This window comes from Streptomyces sp. NPDC046727 (genome assembly GCF_040645635.1).
Taxonomy (GTDB): domain Bacteria; phylum Actinomycetota; class Actinomycetes; order Streptomycetales; family Streptomycetaceae; genus Streptomyces.
Genome location: NZ_JBEYYR010000001.1, coordinates 465,844 through 488,873, shown reverse-complemented (window position 1 = coordinate 488,873; position 23,030 = coordinate 465,844). Strand labels below are relative to the sequence as shown.

Genomic DNA, 23,030 nt, shown 5'->3' with positions numbered 1-23,030 from the left:
TGGTACTGCAGGGGGGACCCTGTGGGAGAGTAGGACACCGCCGAACAAATATTGAGAAAACCCCCGCATCGAAAGATGCGGGGGTTTTCTGCGTTTAGGGTTGGTCCATGCGCTATGACCTCGTCATCTTCGACAACGATGGCGTCCTCGTGGACAGCGAGCCCATATCGAACCGGCACCTGGCCGCCTATCTGACGGAGTTGGGCCACCCGACGTCGTACGAGGACTCCATCCGGGACTACATGGGGTCCGCGATGCACCGGATCCATGACCTGATCCTGGAGCGGACCGGACAGCGGCTGCCGGCGGACTTCGACGAGGTCTTCCACGCGCGCGTGTTCGCCGCGTTCGAGCGGGAGTTGCAGCCCGTGGCCGGGGTCGCCGGCGTCCTGGAGAAGCTGGCCGCGGACGGAGTGCCGTACTGCGTGGCCTCCTCCGGGAGCCACGCGCGGATCCGGGTGGGGCACCGGACGACCGGGCTCGACCGGTGGTTCGAGGAGGACCGGATCTTCAGCTCCGAGGATGTCGGGCGGGGCAAGCCGGCGCCGGATCTGTTCCTGCACGCGGCCGAACGGATGGGAGTGGCCCCCGAGCGGTGCGTGGTCGTGGAGGACTCCCCGCTGGGCGTACAGGCGGCCGTGGCGGCCGGGATGGACGTGTACGGGTTCACCGCCATGACACCGGCGGCGCGGCTCGCGGGCGCCGGTCAACTCTTCTCGCACATGGGGCACTTGGCCGACCTGCTGGTATGACCCCAGTCGGCCGTCCGGTCTGACATTTGTCATGCGGACCTCCGGACGATCGTTTCTACTGCCGGACCCCGCCCGACGGCGAAGCTAGGGGCATGACGAAGGACACGGGGGCCCAGGGCCGGAAGCCGAGCATGCTGGACAACTTCAGGCCGCTGCTCATCGATGTGGCGGTGCCGCTCGGCTCGTACTACCTCTTCAAGGACGCCTTCGGGATGAGCACCTTCGCGGCGCTCGCCTGGAGCAGCGTGGTGCCGGCGGTGCGGACCGTGTGGAGCCTGGTCAGGGAGCGGACGACCAACAGGCTGGCCGGGCTCATCCTCGTCGTGAACGTCGTCTCGCTGCTGCTGAGCTTCGTCTCCGGCGACCCGCGGCTGATGCTGGCCAAGGACAGCGGGATCAGCAGCACGGTCGCCGTCGGCATCCTGGTGTCCGTCTGGCTCGGGAAGCCGATGATGACCGCCGGTATGAAGCCCTTCCTCATCCAGGGCGACGCCGCCAAGGAGGCCGCCTGGGAGCGGCTGACGTCCGGCGCGGCGGCCGACTCCGCGGCCTTCCGGCGCAAGGAGAACGCCTTCTCGATCGTCTGGGGCGTGGTGCTGTTCGCCGAGTGCGTCGCGCGCTTCGTGGGCGCCTACACCATCCCGGTGGACACGATGGTGTGGCTGGGCACCGTCTTCGTGATCGGCGCCATGGTGATCGGCTTCGTGGTCGGCGGTGGGCTGGCGGTGGAGCCGATGAAGCGGATGCTCAAGGCCGAGGTGGAGGCCGGCCGGGAAGAGAAGCCGGCGATGGCCGTCGCCGCCTGACCGGGGAGCCGACGCGGGTAGAGCTGAGGGAAATTCATCTTTGGCTGGATCTACCCACGGGTAGCCCGGGGCCCTACTCTCGCCGCCATGACTGATGTGCTGCGGCGCGGTAGGGCCTCGCTGGCGTTCAGCTTCTTCGCGCAGGGCGTCGCCTTCGCCCTGCTGGTGACGCGGATCCCGGCCGTCCAGGACCGGTACGGCGTCTCCGACGCGCTGCTGCCGGCCTTCCTGGCCGCCGTACCGATCCTGGCCGGCGTCGGTAGTGTGACGACCGAGCAGCTGGTGAAGCGGGTCCGGCCCAGCCGGCTGCTGCGCTGGTCCCAGCCGGTGGTGCTGCTGGCGCTGCTCGGGGTCGGGGCGGGCGGGCACGGGCAGGTGGCCGCGCTGGCGGTGGCGCTGGGCGTCTTCGGCCTGGCGGTGGGGGCGCTGGATGCGTCCATGAACATGCTCGGGGTCAGCCTGCAGCGGTCGTACGGCCGGAGCATCATGCTCAGCTTCCACGCCGTCTACAGCCTGGGCGGGATCGTGGGGGCCTCGCTGGCCTGGGCCGGAGCGCACTGGCATCTCGCGCTGTGGGTGTCGTACCTGCCGGTCGTGGCCGTGCTGCTGCCGGCGACGCTGGTGGGGAGCCGGTGGTACGTCGACGGTGAGTCGCGGCCCGTGGCGTCGGGCGGCCGGGCGCCGGGCGGGAACGTGGTCTTCAAGCTGCTGCTGCCGCTGTGCCTGGTGATGACCTTCGCCTACATCGGGGACTCCACGGTCTCCAACTGGAGCGCGAAGTATCTGAAGGACGTGCTGGGCAGCTCGGAGCAGCTGGCGACGGTGCCGTACAACGTGTACATGGTGACCACGCTGGTGGGGCGGACCCTGGGGGATCTCGGGGTACGGCGGTTCGGGGCGGTGGCGGTCGTACGGCTCGGGGCGCTGGTCGCGGCCGGCGGGTTCGCGGTGGTGGCCGTGGCGCCCGGTGCCTGGGTCGGGATGCTCGGGTTCACCCTGCTGGGCCTGGGGCTGTGCGTGCTGGTGCCGCAGACGTTCGCGGCGGCGGGGAGGCTCGCTTTCGAGCATCAGGGCCCGGGGGCTTCGGACGCGGCGATCGCGCGGCTGAACATCTTCAACTATGTGGGCTTTCTGATCGGTTCGCCGTTGGTGGGTGCCCTCGGGGACGCCTGGAGCTATCGGGGGGCCATGCTTGTGCCGATGGTGTTGGTGCTGGTGACGCTGGGCTATGCCAGGTCGTTCGCCGCTCAACCTGACCGATACGGTGGCGGGCATGAGCGGCCGCGCACAGCTGATGTGGGACGAGGCAGTAACGGGCTATGACTTCGGTCCGAGCCACCCGATGGATCCGGTCCGGCTGGACCTGACCCGCCGGCTGGTCGGTGCCTTCGGGCTCGACCGGGAGCTGGCCGTCGTCGCGGCGAAGCCGGCCGGCGAGTCGACGCTCCGGCTGGTCCACCGGGAGGACTACATCCACGCCGTGAAGGTCGCGTCGGCGGATCCGGCGGGCGCGGACGGGGCGTACGGCCTCGGGACGATCGACGATCCCGCGTTCGCCGGGATGCACGAGGTGTCCGCGCTGATCGCGGGTCAGTCGGTGGGGGCGGCCGAGGCGGTGTGGCGGGGCGACGCCGACCATGCCGTCAACTTCTCCGGCGGTCTCCACCACGCGATGCCGGGCGGGGCGTCGGGGTTCTGCATCTACAACGACGCGGCGCTGGCGATCGCCCGGCTGCTGGAGCTGGGGGCCGAGCGGGTCGCCTACGTGGACGTCGACGTGCATCACGGGGACGGGGTGCAGGCCGCGTTCTGGGAGGACCCGCGGGTGCTGACGATCTCGCTGCACGAGCATCCCCGGACGCTGTTCCCGCAGACCGGGTGGCCGGAGGAGACCGGGGCGGGCGCGGGGGAGGGGGCCGCGGTGAACGTGGCGCTGCCGGCCGGGACCGCCGACGCGGGGTGGCTGCGGGCGTTCCACGCCGTGGTGCCGGAGCTGCTCGCGGAGTTCCGGCCGCAGGTGCTCGTCTCCCAGCACGGGGCCGATACGCACTTCGAGGATCCGCTGGCGCATCTGGCCGTCTCGCTGGACGCGCAGCGGGCGGTGCAGGTGGCGTGTCATGAGCTGGCGCACGCGTACGCGGACGGCAAGTGGGTCGCGCTGGGCGGCGGCGGGTACGCGGTGGTGGACGTCGTACCGCGCTCGTGGACGCATCTGGTGGGGATCGCGGCGGGGAAGCCGGTGGCTCCGGAGGCGGTCATTCCCGAGGGATGGCGGCAGGAAGTGTTCGCCCGGACACGGCAGTTGGCTCCGCAGCGGATGACGGACGGCCGGTGGCCGGTGTCCTGGGCCGAGTGGGAGGCGGGCTACGACCCCGCCGACCGCGTCGATCAGGCTGTGCTGGCGACTCGGCGGGCCGTGTTCCCGATGCGCGGGCTGCTGCCCTGAGCCGACCGGAGGGACCCCTGGGGGTCCATTAGGCCAACCGTGCGGAATCTCCCCCGTTTCCGCCCCGCCCCCGCCCCCCATGGGTCACCATCGCAACCGTGTGGACCCCGGCCCGTCTCCGCGCGCACCTGGTGGCCGCTCGGCTCGCCGGGGTGGTCGCGACCTCGCGGGAGCAGAGCCTGCGGAGCTATCGGCTGTTCGCCGCCCGGGATCCGCGCGCGCTGATCGGGATCGACCCGGAAGGGCCCTGGGGGATGCGGGACCTGCTGGGGCTGATGGCGGAGAAGTGCGGGGTTTCGGCCGATCCCCGGCACACCTCGGGACCGGATGTGATCGATCCGGAGCGGACGATCGCCGCGCTGGACGCCTTCGCCGGGCGGATCCGGGAGGTCGCCCGGCGCGGCGCGCCCGTGCTGCTGGGCACCGGGCACCCCCGGCCGCTGCTCGGTTTCTACGCCGCCTTGGCGGACGCGCTGTCGGCGGCAGGATGTGAGGTACTCACCCCGGCGCAGGGTCGCTGTGTCGACATATTGACCCGGTTCGGCCTACGTACCCACCGCCTCGACTACGTACGAGGGGTTGCCCTGGTGCGGGAACCGGCGAGCGGGCGCCCCGGTTGTGAGCCCGGTGCCCACAGCCATTCGCCGCTCCCGGTTCGGGTCGTGCTGGAGGCCGCGGCGGAGGCCGGCGGGCCGCTGCCCGAGCTGGTCGTCGGCGATCACGGGTGGGTCTGCGGTGCTGGTCAGCTGGGGTTCGAGGCCATGGGGCCGGCCGACACGGACGATCCCGCGCTGTTCGTGGGGGAGGCCGAGGGGCGGGTGTCCGTCGTCGTTCCGGTTGATGACGCAGTGCGGTCTAGTTACTACGTGCCGCTGATCCGCTACGTACTCAATCGAGCGTGTCTGTCCCAGTAGGCCGCCGATGCGTGCACCTCTTCCCCACTCGCATCACACGCCCCTAGTCTGGGGAGTGAGCACGCAACGACGAAGAGTCACCGGAAGGGGAAGCCGGTGGACCGTCGAGTGCGGAAGGTTCAGGTGTGTCATGGCTGCAGCTGGCGAGAGGCCTCTGAACGAGGTTCAGTTCCTTACCGTGGCGGAAGTTGCCTCGGTGATGCGAGTGTCGAAGATGACCGTGTACCGCCTGGTGCACAGCGGTCATCTGCCCGCGATCCGGGTGGGACGGTCGTTCCGCGTCCCGGAACAAGCGGTACACGAGTACCTCCGCGACAGCTATGTGGGGGTGGAGACGGCCTGACGGCAACCTCAGGGTGACCCGGGGGTACCCCCTCGATTACGACCTCGGCGCTCGGTTGGGTAGGCTAGCCCCTCGTAGGTCGTGTGGGCCCATGGCGCCCAAACAACCGAGTCATGAGAAGTGAGCGAGGGTAGTCGTGGGCTCTGTTATCAAGAAGCGGCGCAAGCGGATGGCCAAGAAGAAGCACCGCAAGCTGCTTAAGCGCACGCGCGTTCAGCGCCGCAACAAGAAGTAAGCGGCGCCGCGAGAGCGTGGCTCTGTGGCCTCCCACCGGAAGCGGTGGGGGGCCACAGGCATGTTCCGGCATATTCCGATCGGGGAAATTCCGTCACCTCGCGCATCGGGGTCATCACAGCGCAACATCGACCGGCTAGGTTGGCCGCACACGGGGAACGCGGGATACCGGTTACGCGGGAAGGAAGGCGCTGATCTTGGGGAAGGTCGTGCTCGTCACCGGAGTGGCCCGGCAGCTGGGCGGCCGGTTCGTACGGCGGATCCAGCGGGACCCGGAAGTCGACCGTGTGATCGCCGTGGACGCGGTGCCGCCGGCGCACCATCTGGGCGGAGCCGACTTCATCCAGGCCGACATCCGGCAGCCGACCATCGCCCGGGTGCTCGCCGAGACGGGCGCCGACACGGTCGTGCACATGGATGTGACGGGCACGGCGCTGGGCGGTGGCAGCCGGGCCACGGTCAAGGAGACCAACGTCATCGGCACCATGCAGCTGCTGGGCGCCTGCCAGAAGTCGCCGACCGTACGGCGGTTGGTGGTGAAGTCCAGTACGAACGTGTACGGGTCCGCGCCGCGCGATCCGGCCGTGTTCACCGAGACGACCCCGCCCAAGTCACTGCCCAGCGGCGGCTTCGCCAAGGACGCCGTCGAGGTGGAGGGGTACGTGCGCGGGTTCGCGCGGCGCCGGCCGGACGTCGCCGTGTGCGTGCTGCGGTTCGCCAACATCCTCGGGCCGACCGCGGACACCCCGCTCGCCTCGTACTTCGCGCTGCCCGTCCTGCCGACCGTGTTCGGCTACGACCCGCGGCTGCAGTTCGTGCACGAGGACGACGTGATCGAGGTGCTGCGGATCGCCTCGCACGAGCCGCGCCGGGGCACCCTGAACAGTGGCACGTTCAACATCGCCGGGGACGGCGTGCTGCTGCTCTCGCAGTGCTCCCGGCGGCTCGGGCGGCCCATCGTGCCGCTGCTGCTGCCCGCGGTCACCTGGGCCGGTTCCCTGGTCCGTACGCTCGGGATGACGGACTTCTCGCCGGAGCAGATCCGGCTGCTCACCCACGGGCGCGTGGTGGACACCGTCCAGATGCGCGAGACGCTGGGCTTCACGCCCCGCTACACCACGGCCGAGACCTTCGCGGAGTTCGCGCGCGGCCAGGGCCCCGGGCTGCTGCCGCCGGAGAGCCTCGCGGGGGCCGTCGACCGGATCGCCGCGCTGACCGTGCGGGCAGGCGGCCACCCCCAGACGCACAGCGCCAACTGAGGAGAGCGGCAACGATGGCGGACGCCAAGGTCATTCCGTTCGACGACGACCGGTCCCGCGGGAGCGCCGCACAGCGCCAGGCGCGGCGCCGGAGCGGCGGGAGCCGGCGCGGCGCGCTCGGGGAGCCGGGCGAGATCGGGGCGGTCCAGCCCCTGCCGGGCCGGGAGCGGGCGCGGGATGATGGGCCTGTGAGCCGTGAGGAGGAGCCGTCGGCGCGGCCGGAGGCCGGCGGGCCGGACGGCGGCCTGGAGCGGCGGGTGGCGGCCGGTCTGGCCTTTCTGCGGCGCCGGCTCACCGGGGACTACGAGGTCGACGACTTCGGCTACGACGAGGAGCTGACCGACCAGGTCCTGATGTCGCTGCTGCGGCCGGTGTACGAGAAGTACTTCCGGGTCGAGGTGAAGGGCATCGAGAACATCCCGGCCGAGGGCGGGGCGCTGATCGTCGCCAACCACTCCGGGACGCTGCCGCTGGACGGCCTGATGATGCAGGTCGCGGTGCACGACCGGCACCCGGCCGATCGTCATCTCCGGCTGCTGGCCGCCGACCTGGTCTTCGTGCTGCCGGTGGTCAACGAGCTGGCCCGCAAGCTGGGGCACACGCTGGCCTGCGCGGAGGACGCGGAGCGGCTGCTGGCTCAGGGCGAGCTGGTCGGGGTGATGCCGGAGGGCTTCAAGGGCATCGGGAAACCTTTCAGCGAGCGGTACAAGCTCCAGCGGTTCGGCCGTGGCGGTTTCGTCTCGACGGCGCTGCGGCAGGGTGTGCCGATCATCCCGTGCTCGATCGTCGGGGCCGAGGAGATCTACCCGATGCTCGGCAACGCCAAGACCCTGGCGAGGCTGCTGGGTTTCCCGTACTTCCCGCTGACGCCGACCTTCCCGTGGCTGGGGCCGCTGGGCGCGGTCCCGCTTCCCACGAAGTGGACGATCCAGTTCGGCGAGCCGATCCCGACGGACGGGTATCCGCCGGAGGCGGCGGAGGATCCGATGCTGATGTTCAACCTGACCGACCAGGTCCGCGAGCAGATCCAGCACACGCTGTACAAGCTGCTGGTGCAGCGGCGGTCGGTGTTCTTCTGAGGTGTCCGGTACGGCGTCGGGGGCACCCCTGCTCGGATAGGGGTGCCCCCGACGCCGCGGTCGTACCGGGTCAGTCCGTGTCGTCGCTGTCGATGCCCAGACCGGGGAGCAGGTCGGGGATGAGCGGCGGGATCGTGACGTCCGGCTGGGTGGACGGGGACTTGCCGGCGGTCGGGGTGCTGCCGTCGGAGCCCGTCTTCGGCGGTTCGAGCAGTCCGCCCGTGTCGCCGCCGAGGAGGCCCTCGCCGATGCTGCCGGTGGCCGGGCCGCTCGGCGTGCCGGTGCGGGTGTGCTTGCCGGCGGACGGGGTGCTGCCGGCGGAGCTGGGCGCGGTCGACCGGTGGCTGCCGGAGGAGCCGGTGGCCGGTGAACCCGAGCCGCCCTGGCGGTTGCCGCCGCCGGACTGGGGCGGCTGCTGAGGCAGCAGGGACTGCAGCGGGGCGACCTCTTCGTCTATGGCGTCGAAGACCGACGACACCCGCTGTTTGACGTCGCCCAGCTGCATGGGCAGCTTGTCGCTGAGCGCGCTCCAGGCCTCGCGGTGGGACCGGGAGAAGGCGGACAGCGCCTGGATGGGGCCGAGGGAGCCCGGGTCGGCCTCATAGGCCGCGTGGAGCAGGCGGTGGCCCTCGGTGACGTCGTGCTGCATCCCGGACAGGGTGCGCCTGATCTCGCCGATCGACTCGTGGTCCAGATGGCCGCCCCGGCCGCGCTCCAGCAGCCGGCGGGCCTCGCTGAGCCGGGTGGAGGCCTGGTCGAGGTAGGTCTGGCCGCGCTGGTCGTCGCCATCGGTCAGATAGTGGAGCTTGAAGTCCTCGATGCCGCGTTTGAGGCCGTACAGGGAGTCGCCCGGCAGGGCGTCGGAGCTGGCGGCGGCGACTCCGCCGAAGGCCCCGGCGGCCACGCCCACGCTGAGCCCGCCGGCCGCGAGGCCCTTGGTCAGCCTGGTGCGTGGGCGGAACTTGCCCAGCGGGCTCGCCCGGTGCGCGCCCCGGCTGCGCGGTCTCTGGTCCGGTACCGACGCGTCCGCCGCCCCCGTGCCCTCCTGGAGCATGGCCTCCATCGCGGCCACCAGCTGGGCCCGTTGGACGACCTTGACCTCGGGGTCGAGTTGCGGCTTGGGCAGCGCGCCGAGCTCCGCGGTCAGGGCCAGCAGCTCGCCCTGCTCGGTCTGTTCCTCGGTGGTCGGCGGTGATCCCGCCGGCGCTGCGGACTGCTCGGCCGCCGTGTCCCGGTCGGACTGCTCATCCAGGGCCTGGGCGAAGGCGTTCGCCCGCCGGTGGGCCGATACGTTCGCGATCACTGGCGGCACCTCCTCTCGTCATGACGGTCGACTCCCCAGGGGGTCCTGAGGGTTGCACGCCCTACGACCGGTTCACACGATCGAGCGATCGGGGTTGGCCAGGGCGTGACCACAGGGAGCCTGTATCCCGCACAACGACTGGCGCGGCACTTGGGTTACGGACGGCGGATGATCGGATCAGAAAGGCAACGGGCTTTCACGGAGCGTGAGTTGAGCGTTGCCCACAGTGTCCTGATTCAGCGGGCGTCGTCCGGCAGCAGCCGGGCGAGAGTGCGTACGGCGCGGTACTGGAGGGTCTTGATGGCGCCCTCGTTCTTGCCCATGACGCGGGCGGTCTCGGCGACCGAGAGGCCCTGGAGGAAGCGGAGCGTCACGCACTCCTGCTGCTGGGGGTTGAGCCGGCGTACGGCGTCGAGCAGAGCGGCGTTCGACAGGGACTCCAGGACGGAGTCCTCCGGGGAGCGCTCGACCTCGTTGGCGTCGAGCATCTCGCCGGTGGTGACCTCCAGCCGGAAGCGGCTGGACTTGAAGTGGTCGGCGACGAGGTTCCGGGCGATGGTCACCAGCCAGGCGCCGAAGTCCCGGCCCTGCCAGGTGAACGTGCCGATCCTGCGGAGCGCCCGCAGAAAGGTCTCGCTCGTGAGGTCCTCGGCGGTGGCCCGGCCGCCGACGCGGTAGTAGATGTACCGGTAGACGGTGTCGCTGTACTGGTCGTAGAGCCGCCCGAAGGCCTCGGCCTCACCCGCCTGGGCGCGCTCGACGAGGTCCATCATCCGGGCGCTGTCGCTGTCGGCGGCCGGGCGGCGGGCGGTGGCCGCGCCGGTGGCGCGGCTGCGTCTGCCGACCGCCGCGCTGCTCTCGGCCAGTGCGTAGCACGGGCCGACGGGCGCGGCGGTGGCGAAGGCGGGGACGGCGTACGCGGTGGGGACGAGGCCGCGCAGCGTCTGTTTGACCGTTGCGACTGTTGCGCGCAGCGTAGCCAGGCCCGAGGCGTCAACCCCGACGTGTGGGTACACGGGACTCCCAGAGGCAGAGCTTCCATCACGTGCAGTGCGGGACCTTTCACCCGTCGTAGCGACGGAGGGGTACCGGTTTGCGTCTGAGGAGAATAACGCTTCGTGCAGGCACTGCTACACCGAGTTGCTCAAATCATCGATTGCGTCGCATCTGTAACCGTTTGATGCCGGGTCAAGTTCCGCAAGATGATCGGTTGTTGACCGGAAAAGGGCGTGTTTCGGTGAAGTGCGGGGCGTGTTGAACTTGGTGATGTACATGCGCCCGTTCAAAGGGCGCACGGAGGCGGCGCGGGAGCCGCTACCGGCGCCGGCGGCTCAGCGCGATGGCGGCGGCCGTGCCGCCGGCGACCGCGCCGACGCCCGCCGCCGCCGGGATGCCGACCTTCGCCGCCTTGCGGCCCGTGCGGTAGTCCCGCAGGCGCCAGTCCTTCTCGCGGGCGTGCCTGCGGAGCTTGGCGTCCGGGTTGATGGCGTAGGGGTGGCCGACCAGGGACAGCATCGGGATGTCGTTGTGGCTGTCGCTGTAGGCCGCGCAGCGGGAGAGGTCGAGGCCCTCGGCCACGGCCAGGGCGCGGACCGCCTCGGCCTTCGCCGGGCCGTGCAGGGGCTCGCCCACCAGCTTGCCCGTGTAGACGCCGTCGACCGACTCGGCCACCGTGCCGAGGGCGCCGGTCAGGCCCAGGCGGCGGGCGATGACCTGGGCGATCTCGACGGGGGCCGCGGTGACCAGCCAGACCTTCTGGCCCGCGTCCAGGTGGGCCTGGGCGAGGGCGCGGGTGCCGGGCCAGATGCGGTCGGCCATGTACTCGTCGTAGATCTCCTCGCCGATCGACTCCAGCTCGGCGACCCGGTGGCCCTTGACGATCGACAGGGCCGAGTCGCGGGCGTCCTGCATGTGCTCCGGGTCCTCGACGCCGGCCAGCCGGAACCACGCCTGCTGCCATGCGAACTTGGCGAGGTCGCGGGTCTCGAAGAACTTCCGCTTGTACAGCCCGCGGCCGAAGTGGAACAGCGCGGCGCCCTGCATCACCGTGTTGTCGAGATCGAAGAACGCGGCGGCCCTGTCGTCGCCGATCACCGGGAACTCCGGTTCCTCGGGCGTGGCGCGCGGGGCCTCCTGCGAGGACTTGCGGGCGGCCTCCGCCGAGGCCTCGCCTGCCAACACGCTCCGCGCCGTGGCGGAGCGCCTACGGGGAGTGAGCCATCCGAGAGCGGCCATGACGTGAGCATAGCCAGTCTGTTCGGTGGTTCCGGAGTCACGAGGTTGGCGCGGTGTGAACTCTGTGCGGCCGAGCCGTTAAAGAGTCGATCCGGAAGGGGCACGGAACGCGCGAGAATGGCCGGTATGAGTCCGCTCTTCCGACGCAGGGCCGAGCCGCGCGCCCGGCTGGTCACTCTCATCCGCAAGCCCGGCTGTCATCTGTGCGACGACGCCCAGCTGGTCGTCGAGAAGGTGTGCGGCGACCTCGGCGTGCCGTGGGAGCCGAAGGACATCACCGAGGACCGGGAACTGCACGACCGCTACTGGGAGCAGATCCCGGTCGTACTCGTCGACGGTGAACAGCACACCTTCTGGCGCGTGAACGAGGAGCGACTGCGCCGCGCACTGACCGACTAGTCCAAACCGGCCGGAAAGTCGCTTAGGATCGACGGCGGTTTGGTCTCGGGGGCGGGATTCGTGAGGAGTGTGTGCGGTTTTGCCCCCAGTAACGAAGGAGCACCGGTGCGTATGCGCCGGTTCCCGCCGAGGGTGCGAAACGTGCGTGACCCCGGTCACTTCTGGTGGGCAAATCGGACACCATCTTTGTGCACGCGTTCACAAAGACATAGCCTGCTGTCGACGGGGCGGTCTGGGGACGTATGACCGCCTGCAGCCCCGCTCTACCCGCAGGAGCACCGTGGCAACTGGCCGAACACACCGACCGGCGACCCGTAGCCGAGGGATTCCCGAGGCCACCGTCGCCCGGCTTCCGCTGTACCTCCGAGCCCTGACCGCGCTGTCCGAGCGCTCGGTCCCCACGGTCTCCTCCGAGGAGCTGGCCGCGGCGGCGGGGGTCAACTCCGCCAAGCTGCGCAAGGACTTCTCGTACCTGGGCTCCTACGGAACGCGCGGTGTCGGCTACGACGTGGAGTATCTCGTCTACCAGATCTCCCGCGAACTCGGCCTGACCCAGGACTGGCCGGTTGTGATCGTCGGTATCGGTAACCTCGGCGCCGCCCTGGCCAACTACGGCGGCTTCGCCTCCCGTGGCTTCCGGGTCGCCGCGCTCATCGACGCCGACCCGGCGATGGCCGGCAAGCCCGTCGCGGGCATCCCCGTCCAGCACACCGACGACCTTGAGAAGATCATCAAGGACAACGGCGTCTCCATCGGCGTGATCGCCACCCCGGCCGGCGCCGCCCAGCAGGTCTGCGACCGGCTCGTGGCCGCCGGCGTGACCTCCATCCTGAACTTCGCGCCGACCGTGCTGTCCGTCCCGGACGGCGTCGACGTGCGCAAGGTCGACCTCTCCATCGAGCTGCAGATCCTCGCCTTCCACGAGCAGCGCAAGGCCGGCGAGGAGACCACCGCGGGCGAGGGCGCGCTGCCCGCCGCCGCTCCCCGCGGCGTGGCCGCCGACGACTCCGCCGACCAGGGGCCCGACGGGGACGTCCCCGCCGTGATGCCGGCATGAGCCTCCTCGTCGTGGGCCTCAGCCACCGCAGCGCCCCGGTCAGCGTCCTGGAGCGGGCCGCGCTGAGCACGGACGCCCAGATCAAGCTGCTGCAGGACACGGTCGCCGCCGAGCCCGCCACCGAGGCCGCGGTGCTCGCCACCTGCAACCGCATCGAGCTGTACGCCGACGTGGACAAGTTCCACGCCGGTGTCGCCGAGCTGTCCACGCTGCTCGCCCGGCACAGCGGGGTCGGCCTGGACGAACTGACGCCGTACCTGTACGTGCACTACGAGGACCGGGCCGTCCACCACCTGTTCTCGGTGGCCTGCGGGCTCGACTCGATGGTCGTCGGCGAGGGGCAGATCCTCGGCCAGATCAAGGACTCCCTGGCCCGCGCCCAGGAGCTGCACACCGCCGGCAAGCTGCTGAACGACCTGTTCCAGCAGTCCCTGCGGGTCGGCAAGCGCGCCCACTCCGAGACCGGCATCGACCGCGCCGGCCAGTCCCTGGTCACCTTCGGCCTGGAGCAGCTGGCGGCGGGCGGGGACGTGCGGGACTGGGCCGCGGGGCGGAAGGCGCTGGTCATCGGCGCCGGTTCGATGTCGTCGCTGGCCGCGGCGACGCTCGCGCGCGCCGGGGTCGCCGAGATCGTCGTCGCCAACCGCACCTTCGAGCGCGCCGAGCGGCTCGCGCAGATCCTCATGGAGGCCGACGACGCGGCGGTGACGGCCCGCGCGGTACCGATGGACGCCGTGCCGGGCGAGCTGACACGTGCCGACGTCGTCGTCTCCTGTACCGGGGCGACGGGTCTGGTGCTCACGGCGGAGGCGGTCGCGCAGGCGATCGAGGGCCGCACCGGCGCTCCCGCCGCCGAGATCACCAGCGCCGCGCGGACGACCGCGCAGGCCAAGACCGCGCAGCCGTCCGCCGGCGCCGCCTCCGACGAGAACTGCCCGCTGGACCTGGCCGCCGTCCAGCCCGGCTTCTCCCTCATGGGAGAGGCCGCCGTGGCCGGCATGGACGCCGCCACCCTGGAGCAGCACGCGGCCTGGGTGGCCGGAGGCACGGTCGACCGCCGCGAGCGCCGTACGCCCGAGGCGGACGCCGAGCTGATCACCGCGCTCGCCGCGACCGCCGCGACCGTCGGCCGGATCCCCGAGCGGCGCAAGCCGGAGCCGGTCGCCGAGCGCCCCGCGCCCTTCGTCTTCCTCCTCGACCTCGCCATGCCCCGCGACATCGACGCGGCCGTGCACCGGCTCGCCGGGGTCCGCCTGGTCGACATCGAGTCCCTCGCCGAGGCCTCCGCCGACGCCCCGATGGCGGCCGACGTGGACCAGGTCCGGCGTATCGTCTCCGACGAGGTCGCGGCCTTCGGCGCGGCACAGCGCGCGGCGCACATCACGCCGACCGTGGTCGCGCTGCGCACCATGGCCGCCGACGTCGTCGCCGGCGAGATCGCGCGGCTCGACGGCCGCCTGCCCGACCTGGACGAGCGCCAGCGCGGCGAGATCCGGCAGGCCGTGCACCGGGTCGTCGACAAGCTGCTGCACGCGCCGACCGTACGGGTCAAGCAGCTCGCGGCCGAGCCCGGCGGCGCCGGGTACGCGGACGCGCTGCGCACCCTGTTCGACCTCGACCCCGAGACGGTGGCCGCCGTCTCCCGGGCCGAGGACAGCACGGAGAACGAGAACCGAGGGCCAGCATGAGTGAGAAGGCACTGCGGCTGGGGACCAGGCGGAGCAAGCTCGCCATGGCCCAGTCCGGGCAGGTGGCAGCGGCCGTCCGCCAGGTGACCGGGCGGCCCGTCGAGCTGGTCGAGATCACCACGTACGGCGACACCTCCCGCGAGCACCTGGCGCAGATCGGCGGCACCGGCGTCTTCGTGACGGCGCTGCGCGACGCGCTGATGGGGGGCGAGGTCGACTTCGCGGTTCATTCGCTCAAGGACCTCCCGACCGAGCAGCCCGAAGAGCTGGTCCTGGCCGCCGTACCGGAGCGCGAGGACCCCCGGGACGTGATCGTCGCCCGGGACGCGCTGAAGTTCACCGACCTGCCGCGGGGCGCCCGCATCGGCACCGGTTCGCCGCGCCGCATGGCGCAGCTGAACGCGTACGCCCGCACCCACGGCCTGGACATCGAGACCGTCCCGATCCGGGGCAACGTCGACACGCGGATCGGATACGTCCGCGACGGCGAGCTGGACGCGGTCGTGCTGGCCGCCGCCGGACTCAACCGGATCGGCCGGATCGACGAGGTGACCGACTTCCTGTCGGTCGACACGGTTCTGCCCGCCCCCGGCCAGGGGGCCCTGGCGATCGAGTGCGCCGCGGACAACGCGGACCTCATCGCGGCAATCGGCGAACTGGACGACCCGTTCACGCGGGCCGCCGTCACCGCCGAGCGGTCACTGCTCGCCGCCCTGGAGGCCGGTTGCAGCGCACCTGTGGGTGCGCTGGCCGACCTTCTGGCCGACGGGCAGATTGTCAAGGAAATGCGCCTGCGCGGCGTCGTCGGCACGACCGACGGCTCCCGCATGGTGCAGCTGTCCACCACCGGTCCCGTGCCCCAGACGCACGACCAGGCGATGGCACTCGGTCGCGAACTCGCCACCGAGATGCTCGCCCGGGGCGCGGCCGGTCTGATGGGGGAGCGAGCACATTGAGCCCCACCACCCTTCCCGCCGGTCCGGAACACGGGCACGTCACCTTCCTCGGTGCCGGACCCGGGGATCCGGGACTGCTGACTCTGCGCGCCGTGGAGGCGCTGTCGAACGCGGACGTCCTGATCGCCGAGCACGAGGTGCTCGACGTGATCCGGACGCACGCCCGGCAGGGCGTCTCCGTCGTGCCGATGGAGACGGACTCCACCGCGGTGTCGCCGCCGGGCACGCCCCAGCTGACGGTCGTTGACGGCACGTCAACACCCGCCGCTGCCCCGGCTGCTGCCCGGGATGCCGCTCATCTTGTCATGGCGTCCGCGCGGGGCGGCAGGCGGGTCGTCCGTGCGGTGTCCGGGGACCCGGGACTTGATACGTACGCGGCCGAGGAAATGCTCGCCTGCGCCGCCGCCGGGGTGCCCTTCGAGGTCGTCCCCGGTGTCGCGGCGGCGGTCGGCGTGCCCGCGTACGCCGGTGTGCCGCTGCGGGACGCCGAGGGCGCGGACGTCCGGTTCGTGGACGCCCGTACCGCCTCCGACCGCTGCTGGACGGAGGTGGGCGCGTCGGACGGCACGGTGGTGGTGTCGACGACCCTGGACTCCGTGGCCGCCGCGGCCGGCGAACTGGTCTCGGCGGGCCGCAAGCCGGACACCCCGCTGACCGTGACGATCGCCGGTACGACGACCCGCCAGCGCACCTGGACGGCGACGCTCGGCACGATCGCGCAGACCCTGAAGCAGGCGAAGGTGCTGCCGTCGGCGGACGGCGGCCGGCCGGTGATAGCCGTGGTCGGCGAGCGTTCCGCCGCCGCCCGCCGCGACCAGCTGTCGTGGTTCGAGTCCAAGCCGCTGTTCGGCTGGAAGGTGCTCGTGCCGCGGACGAAGGAGCAGGCGGCGTCGCTCTCCGACCAGCTGCGGTCCTACGGCGCGGTGCCGCACGAGGTCCCGACGATCGCGGTGGAGCCCCCGCGCACCCCGCAGCAGATGGAACGAGCGGTCAAGGGCCTCGTCACCGGCCGGTACGAGTGGATCGCCTTCACGTCGGTCAACGCGGTCAAGGCCGTCCGGGAGAAGTTCGAGGAGTACGGCCTGGACGCCCGTGCCTTCGCGGGCATCAAGGTGGCCGCGGTGGGCGAGCAGACCGCCAAGGCGCTGGTCGCGTTCGGCGTCAAGCCGGACCTGGTGCCGAGCGGCGAGCAGTCGGCCGCCGGTCTCCTGGAGGACTGGCCCCCCTACGACCCGGTCTTCGACCCGATCGACCGCGTCTTCCTCCCGCGCGCCGACATCGCCACGGAGACCCTCGTCGCCGGTCTGATCGAACTGGGCTGGGAGGTGGACGACGTCACGGCCTACCGGACGGTCCGCGCCTCGCCCCCGCCGGCCGAGACCCGGGAGGCGATCAAGGGCGGCGGGTTCGACGCGGTGCTGTTCACGTCGTCGTCCACGGTGCGGAACCTGGTGGGCATCGCGGGCAAGCCGCACAACGTGACCGTGATCGCCTGCATCGGCCCGGCGACGGCGAAGACGGCCGAGGAGCACGGGCTGCGCGTCGACGTCATGGCCCCGGAGCCGTCCGTGCACAAGCTGGCGGAGGCACTGGCCGACTTCGGCATGAAGCGCCGGGCCGCGGCCCTGGAGGCCGGGGACCCGGTGACACGGCCGAGCGAGCGACGGCCCGGCGCACGCCGCCGGCGCTCCACCACCTAGCCACGGCCCCCGGCAGACGCCGTACGCCCCGTCGTCCCGCACAGCGGACGGCGGGGCGCTGCCGTGCGGCGGTCGCGCGGGCGGCGCGGAGGCCGGCCGTGCCGTCCTGCTCGGTACGAGTGGCCGCGGGCGCGTCGGCGTGGCCACCCTGGAGAGGTGGGCACTGCGGCACGGACCCCCGTGGTCTTCGGCCCGCGCCGGGCTCTGCGGAGGCCCGTCGCCGGGATGGCCCCGGGGATCGTCTTCTCCCTGCTGGCCGGGCCGGGCCGGTTCGAGATCGCGGTCGCTCTGGCCCTGGCCCGCAGCATCGCCCTGATCGTCCTCGGCTCGATGGCCGTCGGCAGGCCGTTCACGCTCCCGTACGCCCGTGAACAGGTCGACCGGGCCCACTGGGACACGCCCGCCTTCCTGCGCACCAACCACGTCATCACCGGCGTGTGGGGACTCGCCTTCCTGGTGGCGGCGGTCGCGGGCGGCTTCGGCGGCCTCGTCCTGCACGACCCACCGAGTGGTGTCCCGAGGTCGTCCGCGCCCGCGCCCGGCGCGAGAGCGGCCTGCCGGGTCTGCTGGTCCACCTGGCCGGCCTGCTCGTCCCGGCGGGCATCGTCGTCCTGATCTTCGACAGCGTCTGGTGGCTGGGCGTGGCCCCTCACGACGGCGCCGCCGCCCCGGCCGGGCGCCGACGTCGCGTCGGCAAAGGCGTACCCGCTGCGGGCGTAGCGTAGGGGGCATGACGAAGTACGGATCCTTCCCCGGTACGCGACCCCGGCGGCTGCGGACCTCGCCCGTCATGCGGCGGATGGTCGCCGAGACGCGGCTGCACCCCGCCGACTTCATCCTTCCGGCGTTCGTCCGGGAGGGCGTCAGCGAGCCCGTGCCGATCGCGGCGATGCCCGGAGTCGTGCAGCACACCCGGGACAGCCTGAAGAAGGCCGCGCTGGAGGCCGTGGAGGCCGGGATCTCCGGGATCATGCTGTTCGGCGTGCCCGAGGAGAGCAAGAAGGACGCCCTCGGGACCCCGGGGACCGACCCGGACGGAATCCTCCAGGTCGCCCTCCGCGACGTGCGGGCCGAGGTCGGCGACGACCTGCTCGTCATGTCCGACCTGTGCCTGGACGAGACCGTCGACCACGGGCACTGCGGGGTCCTCGACGCGCAGGGGCGGGTCGACAACGACGCCACCCTGGAGCGGTACGCGGAGATGGCCCAGGTGCAGGCCGACGCCGGGGCCCATGTCGTCGGCCCCAGCGGGATGATGGACGGCCAGATCGGCGTCATCCGCGACGCCCTCGACCAGATCGGGCGCGAGGACGTCGCGATCCTCGCCTACACCGCCAAGTACTCCTCGGCCTTCTACGGCCCCTTCCGCGAGGCCGTCGCCTCCTCGCTGCAGGGCGACCGCAAGACCTACCAGCAGGACCCGGCCAACTGGCGCGAGTCCCTGCGGGAGCTGGAGCTGGACCTGGCCGAGGGCGCCGACATGGTGATGGTCAAGCCGGCCGGTCCCTACCTCGACATCCTGGCCCGGGTCGCGGACACGGTGGACGTGCCCGTCGCCGCCTACCAGATCTCCGGCGAGTACTCGATGGTCGAGGCCGCCGCGGAGAAGGGCTGGGTGGACCGGGACCGGGCCATCTTCGAGACCCTGACCGGCATCAAGCGGGCCGGGGCGCGGAACATCCTCACCTACTGGGCCACCGAGGCGGCCCAGAAGCTGCGCTAGTCGGTCATCCGGTGGGTCAGTCCCACCAGAAGGACCAACTCGTGGCGCCGGCCAGCTCCTTGGCGTACGCCCGCACGCTCCCCGGCCCGCTCTGCACGACGGCGTTCGGGCACAGGGCGTAGTGCTCGGCGGCCAGGAGCTCGGCGTCGGCGACCGAGCCGGGCGGCGCCGCCACGGACACCACCAGGGCATCCGGGCCGAGGCCCACGACCCGGATGCCGAACCGGTCCTCCCAGGACCGCAGCACCGCGCAGACCCGGGCCACATCACCCTCGTACTCCGACGGGCCCGTCCAGCCGATCGCCGCCGGTATGTCGGCGGACCGGCGCGCCGGGACCAGCGCCAGGTGCGGCTCCTCGACCCACTCGGCCCAGGTGTCGCGGTCGCTGTTCAGCGCGTCGGCGACCTGCGCGGCACGGGTGTCCGGGTCGGCGGACAGCACACCGGCCGCCGCGAGCCCCGGCCACGCGACGCCGAACGGCTCCATCTCGTCGGTGACATGACCGTCCGTCTCCTCCGCCCAGTACTCCGCGAGCACCTCCTCGACATCGTGGTCCCCCGGGTACGACGCCTCACCGGGCAGCAGCACCCAGTCCTCCATGCCGACCCGGCAGCCGGCCAGATCCACCAGCACCGGCAACAGCCCCGCACGGCCCGCCGGCGCGCCCAGTGCCTTCCAGGTGCCCGGCGCGGAGGGCTTCGCCGCGTGCCACAGCAGCGGTTCGTGCCAGGGACCGTCGTCCGTCTCGTCTACCAGCCTGCCGGGCGGCAGTTGAAGCCCCAGGGAACGCCCACTGGGGTCGGTGGCCAGCCTGGGCAGCGGGTTGGGAAGAGTCGCCATGCCGGTGACTGTAGGGGCAGCCACTGACAATCGCGCCGGGGGCCGGCACGCCCGTGCTCAGACCAGGTGCGTGATGCAGAACGGGTGGCCCGCCGGGTCCAGCAGCACCCGCCAGCGGTCCGGCTGCGGCTGCGCCTCGGGCTTGGTCGCGCCGAGCCCCAGCAGACGGGCCTCGGCGGTGTCCAGGTCGTCCACACCCACCTCGATGTGGGCCTGCTTCTCCTGGGCCGGGTCCGGCCAGGTGGGACGGCGGTAGTCGGGCAGGCGGTTGAAGCCCAGGCCGGCCGCGCCGCCCTCGCCGCCCAGCAGGACGAAGTCGTCGGTGGCGTAGGCGACGGACAGGCCGAACATCTCGCCGTAGAAACGGGACAGTTCGACGGGATCGGCGCAGTCGAAGGTGACGGCGACGTAGCGGAACGCGGGCGCGGAAGCGGTCTCGGTGCTCATGAGGACGACGCTAGAACCTGACCCGGACAGATCCTGTCCTGGTCATGGCGCCCGGTGTGCAAAACTTCGACGCGTGCTCAGCGCCTCCGCCCGTCTGCTGCGTCTGCTCTCGCTGCTCGCCGCCCGGCCCTCCTGGACCTGCGCCGAGCTGGCCGACCGCATGACCGTCACCGACCGCACGGTGCGCCGGGACATAGCCAAGCTGCGGGACCTCGGCTACACCGTCGACTCCGACGCCGGCCCCTGGGGCGGCTACCGGCTCCGGGCCGGCTCGCGCGTACCGCCGCTGATCCTGGACGACGAGGAGGCGCTCGCCGTGGCCGTCGGGCTGCGCGGGGCCGCGCTCGGCGGAGCCCTCGGCGGGGACCAGGCCGCGCTGTCCGCGCTGCTCAAGCTGCGCCAGGTGCTGCCGCCCCGGATCGCCGAGCGGCTGGGGGAGTGGGACGACGCCCTGGTACGGCTTCCCTGGCCCGAGGAGCCGCAGATCCGGCCCGGCATGCTGCTGGAGCTGGCCGCCGCCTGCCGGCGCGGTGAGCGGGCCCGGCTGTCGTACCGCGACGGACAGGAGCGGCACACGGTCCGGGACGTCGATCCGTACCGGCTCGTCCACACCGGACGGCGCTGGTACTTCGTCGCCCGGGACGTGGCCCGCGGCTGGCGCACGTTCCGCGCCGACCGGGTCGAGCGGCTCCAGCCCACCGGACACCCGGTGGAGATCACCGAACCCCCGGATCCGGCGGAGCTCGTCTCCCGCAACACCGCCAACGGGCCCTATCCGCTGTCCGTCACGATCCGGCTGCCGCTGGCCATGGCGGACGCGCTGCGGGCCGTACCCGCCACCGTCGGCACCCACCGGGCCGACGGTCCGGACGCCACCGTCGTGGACATCGGCGGGCCCGACGCGGACGGCCTCGCCCGCTATCTGCTGGGCCTCGGGACCCCGCTGCGCGTCCTCGGCCCGGACTCCGTACGCCAAGCCCTGGTCCGCCGCACCCGGGACCTCCTCGCCGCCCACACGGACGACGACGGCCCGCCCCCGGAATGAGGGCGGGCCGCCGGACCGGCAGTACTCCCGGTCAGAGCTTCTCGGGCGTCCGGATGCCCAGCAGGGCCATGCCCTGGTGCAGGGTGCGCGCCGTGAGGTCCACCAGGAACAGACGGTTCTCCATCTGCTCCGGCGTCCCGGCCTTCAGGACCGGGCACTGGTCGTAGAAGGTCGTCAGGTGCGTCGCCAGCTGGTAGAGGTACGCGGCCAGCTTGTGCGGCTCGTAGGACGCCGCCACCTCCAGGACCGTCTCCCCGAACTGGTCCAGGTGCAGGCCCAGCGCCCGCTCCGCCGGAGCCAGCTCCAGCTCCGGGTGGGCCGCCGGACGCGCCTCGCCCGCCTTGCGGAGGATGGACTGGATCCGGGCGTACGCGTACTGCAGGTACACGCTCGTGTCGCCGTTGAGCGACACCATCTGGTCCAGGTCGAACTTGTAGTCCCGGACGGCGGAGGTGGACAGGTCCGCGTACTTCACCGCGCCGACACCGACGTAGCGGCCGTTCTCGGTGATCTCCTGCTCCGTCAGGCCCACCTTCTCGGCCTTCTCCCGGACCACCGCCGTGGCCCGCTCGACGGCCTCGTCCAGCAGGTCCTCCAGCCGGACCGTCTCACCCTCACGCGTCTTGAACGGCTTGCCGTCCTTGCCGAGGACCGTGCCGAAGGCCAGCTGGTGCGCCTTCACGTCCTCGTTCAGCCAGCCCGCCCTGCGCGCCGTCTCGAAGACCATCCGGAAGTGCAGGGCCTGGCGGGCGTCCACCACGTACAGCAGCGAGTTCGCCTTCAGGCTGAACACACGGTCACGGATCGCCGAGAGGTCGGTCGCCGCATAGCCGTAGCCGCCGTCCGACTTCTGCACGATCAGCGGGACCGGGTTGCCGTCCGGGCCCTTGATGTCCTCGAAGAACACGCACAGCGCGCCCTCGGAGCGCACCGCGACACCCGACTCCTCCAGCAGGCGGCAGGTCTCGGCCAGCATGTCGTTGTAGCCCGACTCGCCGACGATGTCCGGGTCCCGGATCTCCATGTCCAGCTTCTCGAAGACGGAGTAGAAGTAGATCTTCGACTCGTCCACGAACTTCTGCCACATGGCCAGCGTCTTCGGCTCGCCGGCCTGCAGGTCGACCACCCGGCGCCGGGCCCGCGTCTTGAACTCCTCGTCGGAGTCGAAGTGCTTGCGCGCGGCCTTGTAGAGGCGGTTGAGGTTGGACATCGCCTCCTCGCCGCTCACCGCGCCGGCCTTGTGGTCCAGCTCGTGCGGGTGCTCGTCCAGGTACTGGATGAGCATGCCGAACTGGGTGCCCCAGTCGCCGATGTGGTGACGCCGGACCACGTTCTCGCCGGTGAACTCCAGGAGCTGGACGACCGCGTCGCCGATCACCGCCGACCGCAGGTGGCCGACGTGCATCTCCTTCGCCACGTTCGGCTGGGCGTAGTCGATCACCGTCGTACCCGGGTGCGCGGCGGTGGGCACGCCGAGGCGGCCCGACTCGTCCGCGTACCGCGCGGCCAGGTTCTCGGTGATCGCCCGGTCCGCGATCGTGATGTTGAGGAAGCCGGGGCCGGACACCTCGACGTCCTCGATCACGTCACCCGTCACCACCTGGGCGACGACCTGGGTCGCCAGCTCCCGCGGGTTCGCCTTCGCCTTCTTGGCCAGGGCCAGGATCCCGTTGGCCTGGAAGTCGGCCCGGTCGCTACGTCGCAGCAGCGGGTCCGCGCCGGCGGCCTCGGGCAGGGTGGCCGAGAGGGCGGACGCGAGGTGCTGCTGGACGGAATCGCTGAGGGACGTGACCGAGGCCATAG

General features: G+C 71.7%; 23 protein-coding genes. 17 read left to right on the top strand and 6 right to left on the bottom strand.

What is annotated here, in order from left to right; translation table 11 throughout:
- The first annotated feature begins 107 nt into the window (after nt 1–107).
- The 9 genes from ABZ937_RS02250 to ABZ937_RS02210 all read left to right on the top strand — a co-directional run bounded on the left by ABZ937_RS02250 (nt 108) and on the right by ABZ937_RS02210 (nt 7,833).
- Nucleotides 108–752 (top strand): HAD family hydrolase, encoded by a 645-nt coding sequence (locus ABZ937_RS02250; RefSeq protein WP_361684706.1) that lies wholly within the window; start codon nt 108–110, stop codon nt 750–752.
- A gap of 92 nt (nt 753–844) precedes the next feature.
- Nucleotides 845–1,558, top strand: a complete 714-nt coding sequence (locus ABZ937_RS02245) for a VC0807 family protein (protein ID WP_361684704.1) — start codon at nt 845–847, stop codon at nt 1,556–1,558.
- Between the two features lie 87 nt (nt 1,559–1,645).
- On the top strand, nt 1,646–2,881 hold the full coding sequence (locus ABZ937_RS02240) for an MFS transporter (protein WP_361684702.1): 1,236 nt from the start codon (nt 1,646–1,648) through the stop codon (nt 2,879–2,881).
- The gene (locus tag ABZ937_RS02235; RefSeq protein ID WP_361684700.1) at nt 2,832–4,004 is read left to right on the top strand and encodes an acetoin utilization protein AcuC; all 1,173 of its coding nucleotides are present in this window, start codon (nt 2,832–2,834) and stop codon (nt 4,002–4,004) included. The genes ABZ937_RS02240 and ABZ937_RS02235 overlap by 50 nt, the downstream gene beginning before the upstream one ends.
- Before the next feature lie 98 nt (nt 4,005–4,102).
- The gene (locus ABZ937_RS02230) at nt 4,103–4,918 is read left to right on the top strand and encodes a phosphatase (RefSeq protein ID WP_361684698.1); all 816 of its coding nucleotides are present in this window, start codon (nt 4,103–4,105) and stop codon (nt 4,916–4,918) included.
- 130 nt (nt 4,919–5,048) lie between these two features.
- Nucleotides 5,049–5,261, top strand: coding sequence for a helix-turn-helix domain-containing protein (locus tag ABZ937_RS02225; RefSeq protein ID WP_121791081.1), 213 nt, complete (start codon nt 5,049–5,051; stop codon nt 5,259–5,261).
- A 136-nt stretch (nt 5,262–5,397) separates the two neighbouring features.
- Nucleotides 5,398–5,496 (top strand): AURKAIP1/COX24 domain-containing protein, encoded by a 99-nt coding sequence (locus ABZ937_RS02220; RefSeq protein ID WP_003948845.1) that lies wholly within the window; start codon nt 5,398–5,400, stop codon nt 5,494–5,496.
- Between the two features lie 196 nt (nt 5,497–5,692).
- Nucleotides 5,693–6,754 (top strand): NAD-dependent epimerase/dehydratase family protein, encoded by a 1,062-nt coding sequence (locus ABZ937_RS02215; RefSeq protein WP_361684696.1) that lies wholly within the window; start codon nt 5,693–5,695, stop codon nt 6,752–6,754.
- 14 nt (nt 6,755–6,768) lie between these two features.
- Nucleotides 6,769–7,833 carry a lysophospholipid acyltransferase family protein gene (locus tag ABZ937_RS02210; RefSeq protein WP_361684694.1) on the top strand — a complete coding sequence of 355 codons (1,065 nt, stop codon included), beginning with the start codon at nt 6,769–6,771 and terminating at the stop codon, nt 7,831–7,833.
- 70 nt (nt 7,834–7,903) lie between these two features.
- Here ABZ937_RS02210 and ABZ937_RS02205 read toward each other — a convergent pair whose 3' ends face one another.
- The 3 genes from ABZ937_RS02205 to ABZ937_RS02195 form a co-directional block, all read right to left on the bottom strand.
- Nucleotides 7,904–9,136: a DUF5667 domain-containing protein gene (locus ABZ937_RS02205; protein ID WP_361684692.1), complete on the bottom strand. Its 1,233-nt coding sequence runs from the start codon at nt 9,134–9,136 to the stop codon at nt 7,904–7,906.
- 236 nt (nt 9,137–9,372) lie between these two features.
- The gene (locus tag ABZ937_RS02200) at nt 9,373–10,152 is read right to left on the bottom strand and encodes an ECF subfamily RNA polymerase sigma factor, BldN family (protein ID WP_361684691.1); all 780 of its coding nucleotides are present in this window, start codon (nt 10,150–10,152) and stop codon (nt 9,373–9,375) included.
- 298 nt (nt 10,153–10,450) lie between these two features.
- A complete protein-coding gene (locus ABZ937_RS02195; RefSeq protein ID WP_361684689.1) occupies nt 10,451–11,371 on the bottom strand; it encodes an HAD-IB family hydrolase in 921 nt (306 codons plus the stop codon).
- Between the two features lie 117 nt (nt 11,372–11,488).
- Between ABZ937_RS02195 and ABZ937_RS02190 the strand changes: the two genes are divergently transcribed.
- The 7 genes from ABZ937_RS02190 to hemB all read left to right on the top strand — a co-directional run bounded on the left by ABZ937_RS02190 (nt 11,489) and on the right by hemB (nt 18,894).
- Nucleotides 11,489–11,770 carry a glutaredoxin family protein gene (locus ABZ937_RS02190; RefSeq protein WP_361684687.1) on the top strand — a complete coding sequence of 94 codons (282 nt, stop codon included), beginning with the start codon at nt 11,489–11,491 and terminating at the stop codon, nt 11,768–11,770.
- A gap of 280 nt (nt 11,771–12,050) precedes the next feature.
- Nucleotides 12,051–12,827, top strand: coding sequence for a redox-sensing transcriptional repressor Rex (locus ABZ937_RS02185; RefSeq protein WP_361684685.1), 777 nt, complete (start codon nt 12,051–12,053; stop codon nt 12,825–12,827).
- Nucleotides 12,824–14,515: a glutamyl-tRNA reductase gene (locus tag ABZ937_RS02180; protein ID WP_361684683.1), complete on the top strand. Its 1,692-nt coding sequence runs from the start codon at nt 12,824–12,826 to the stop codon at nt 14,513–14,515. Before ABZ937_RS02185 ends, ABZ937_RS02180 begins: the two co-directional genes overlap by 4 nt.
- Nucleotides 14,512–15,471, top strand: coding sequence for a hydroxymethylbilane synthase (hemC, locus tag ABZ937_RS02175; protein WP_361684681.1), 960 nt, complete (start codon nt 14,512–14,514; stop codon nt 15,469–15,471). Before ABZ937_RS02180 ends, hemC begins: the two co-directional genes overlap by 4 nt.
- Nucleotides 15,468–17,171 (top strand): bifunctional uroporphyrinogen-III C-methyltransferase/uroporphyrinogen-III synthase, encoded by a 1,704-nt coding sequence (locus tag ABZ937_RS02170; RefSeq protein ID WP_361684679.1) that lies wholly within the window; start codon nt 15,468–15,470, stop codon nt 17,169–17,171. Before hemC ends, ABZ937_RS02170 begins: the two co-directional genes overlap by 4 nt.
- 156 nt (nt 17,172–17,327) lie before the next feature.
- A complete protein-coding gene (locus tag ABZ937_RS02165; RefSeq protein ID WP_361684677.1) occupies nt 17,328–17,786 on the top strand; it encodes a hypothetical protein in 459 nt (152 codons plus the stop codon).
- 115 nt (nt 17,787–17,901) lie between these two features.
- Complete coding sequence (gene hemB, locus ABZ937_RS02160) at nt 17,902–18,894, top strand: porphobilinogen synthase (RefSeq protein WP_361684675.1); 993 nt, start codon at nt 17,902–17,904, stop codon at nt 18,892–18,894.
- Between the two features lie 16 nt (nt 18,895–18,910).
- On the opposite strand, the gene ABZ937_RS02155 is transcribed toward hemB, so the two are convergent.
- Complete coding sequence (locus ABZ937_RS02155) at nt 18,911–19,735, bottom strand: DUF4253 domain-containing protein (RefSeq protein ID WP_361684673.1); 825 nt, start codon at nt 19,733–19,735, stop codon at nt 18,911–18,913.
- Nucleotides 19,736–19,792: 57 nt separating this feature from the next.
- Entirely contained in the window at nt 19,793–20,182 is a 390-nt protein-coding gene (locus tag ABZ937_RS02150) for a VOC family protein (RefSeq protein ID WP_361684671.1), read from the bottom strand.
- 73 nt (nt 20,183–20,255) lie between these two features.
- Between ABZ937_RS02150 and ABZ937_RS02145 the strand changes: the two genes are divergently transcribed.
- A complete protein-coding gene (locus ABZ937_RS02145; RefSeq protein WP_361684669.1) occupies nt 20,256–21,227 on the top strand; it encodes a YafY family protein in 972 nt (323 codons plus the stop codon).
- Nucleotides 21,228–21,258: 31 nt separating this feature from the next.
- Here ABZ937_RS02145 and argS read toward each other — a convergent pair whose 3' ends face one another.
- Nucleotides 21,259–23,028 carry an arginine--tRNA ligase gene (argS, locus tag ABZ937_RS02140; RefSeq protein ID WP_361684667.1) on the bottom strand — a complete coding sequence of 590 codons (1,770 nt, stop codon included), beginning with the start codon at nt 23,026–23,028 and terminating at the stop codon, nt 21,259–21,261.
- Nucleotides 23,029–23,030: the final 2 nt, after the last annotated feature.

Coding starts and splice junctions, on each gene's coding strand:
- ABZ937_RS02250 (WP_361684706.1), top strand. CDS start 108: ATGCGCTATGACCTCGTCATCTTCGACAACGATGGCGTCCTCGTGGAC.
- ABZ937_RS02245 (WP_361684704.1), top strand. CDS start 845: ATGACGAAGGACACGGGGGCCCAGGGCCGGAAGCCGAGCATGCTGGAC.
- ABZ937_RS02240 (WP_361684702.1), top strand. CDS start 1,646: ATGACTGATGTGCTGCGGCGCGGTAGGGCCTCGCTGGCGTTCAGCTTC.
- ABZ937_RS02235 (WP_361684700.1), top strand. CDS start 2,832: ATGAGCGGCCGCGCACAGCTGATGTGGGACGAGGCAGTAACGGGCTAT.
- ABZ937_RS02225 (WP_121791081.1), top strand. CDS start 5,049: ATGGCTGCAGCTGGCGAGAGGCCTCTGAACGAGGTTCAGTTCCTTACC.
- ABZ937_RS02210 (WP_361684694.1), top strand. CDS start 6,769: ATGGCGGACGCCAAGGTCATTCCGTTCGACGACGACCGGTCCCGCGGG.
- ABZ937_RS02195 (WP_361684689.1), bottom strand. CDS start 11,371: ATGGCCGCTCTCGGATGGCTCACTCCCCGTAGGCGCTCCGCCACGGCG.
- ABZ937_RS02190 (WP_361684687.1), top strand. CDS start 11,489: ATGGCCGGTATGAGTCCGCTCTTCCGACGCAGGGCCGAGCCGCGCGCC.
- ABZ937_RS02180 (WP_361684683.1), top strand. CDS start 12,824: ATGAGCCTCCTCGTCGTGGGCCTCAGCCACCGCAGCGCCCCGGTCAGC.
- hemC (WP_361684681.1), top strand. CDS start 14,512: ATGAGTGAGAAGGCACTGCGGCTGGGGACCAGGCGGAGCAAGCTCGCC.
- hemB (WP_361684675.1), top strand. CDS start 17,902: ATGACGAAGTACGGATCCTTCCCCGGTACGCGACCCCGGCGGCTGCGG.
- ABZ937_RS02155 (WP_361684673.1), bottom strand. CDS start 19,735: ATGGCGACTCTTCCCAACCCGCTGCCCAGGCTGGCCACCGACCCCAGT.
- ABZ937_RS02150 (WP_361684671.1), bottom strand. CDS start 20,182: ATGAGCACCGAGACCGCTTCCGCGCCCGCGTTCCGCTACGTCGCCGTC.
- argS (WP_361684667.1), bottom strand. CDS start 23,028: ATGGCCTCGGTCACGTCCCTCAGCGATTCCGTCCAGCAGCACCTCGCG.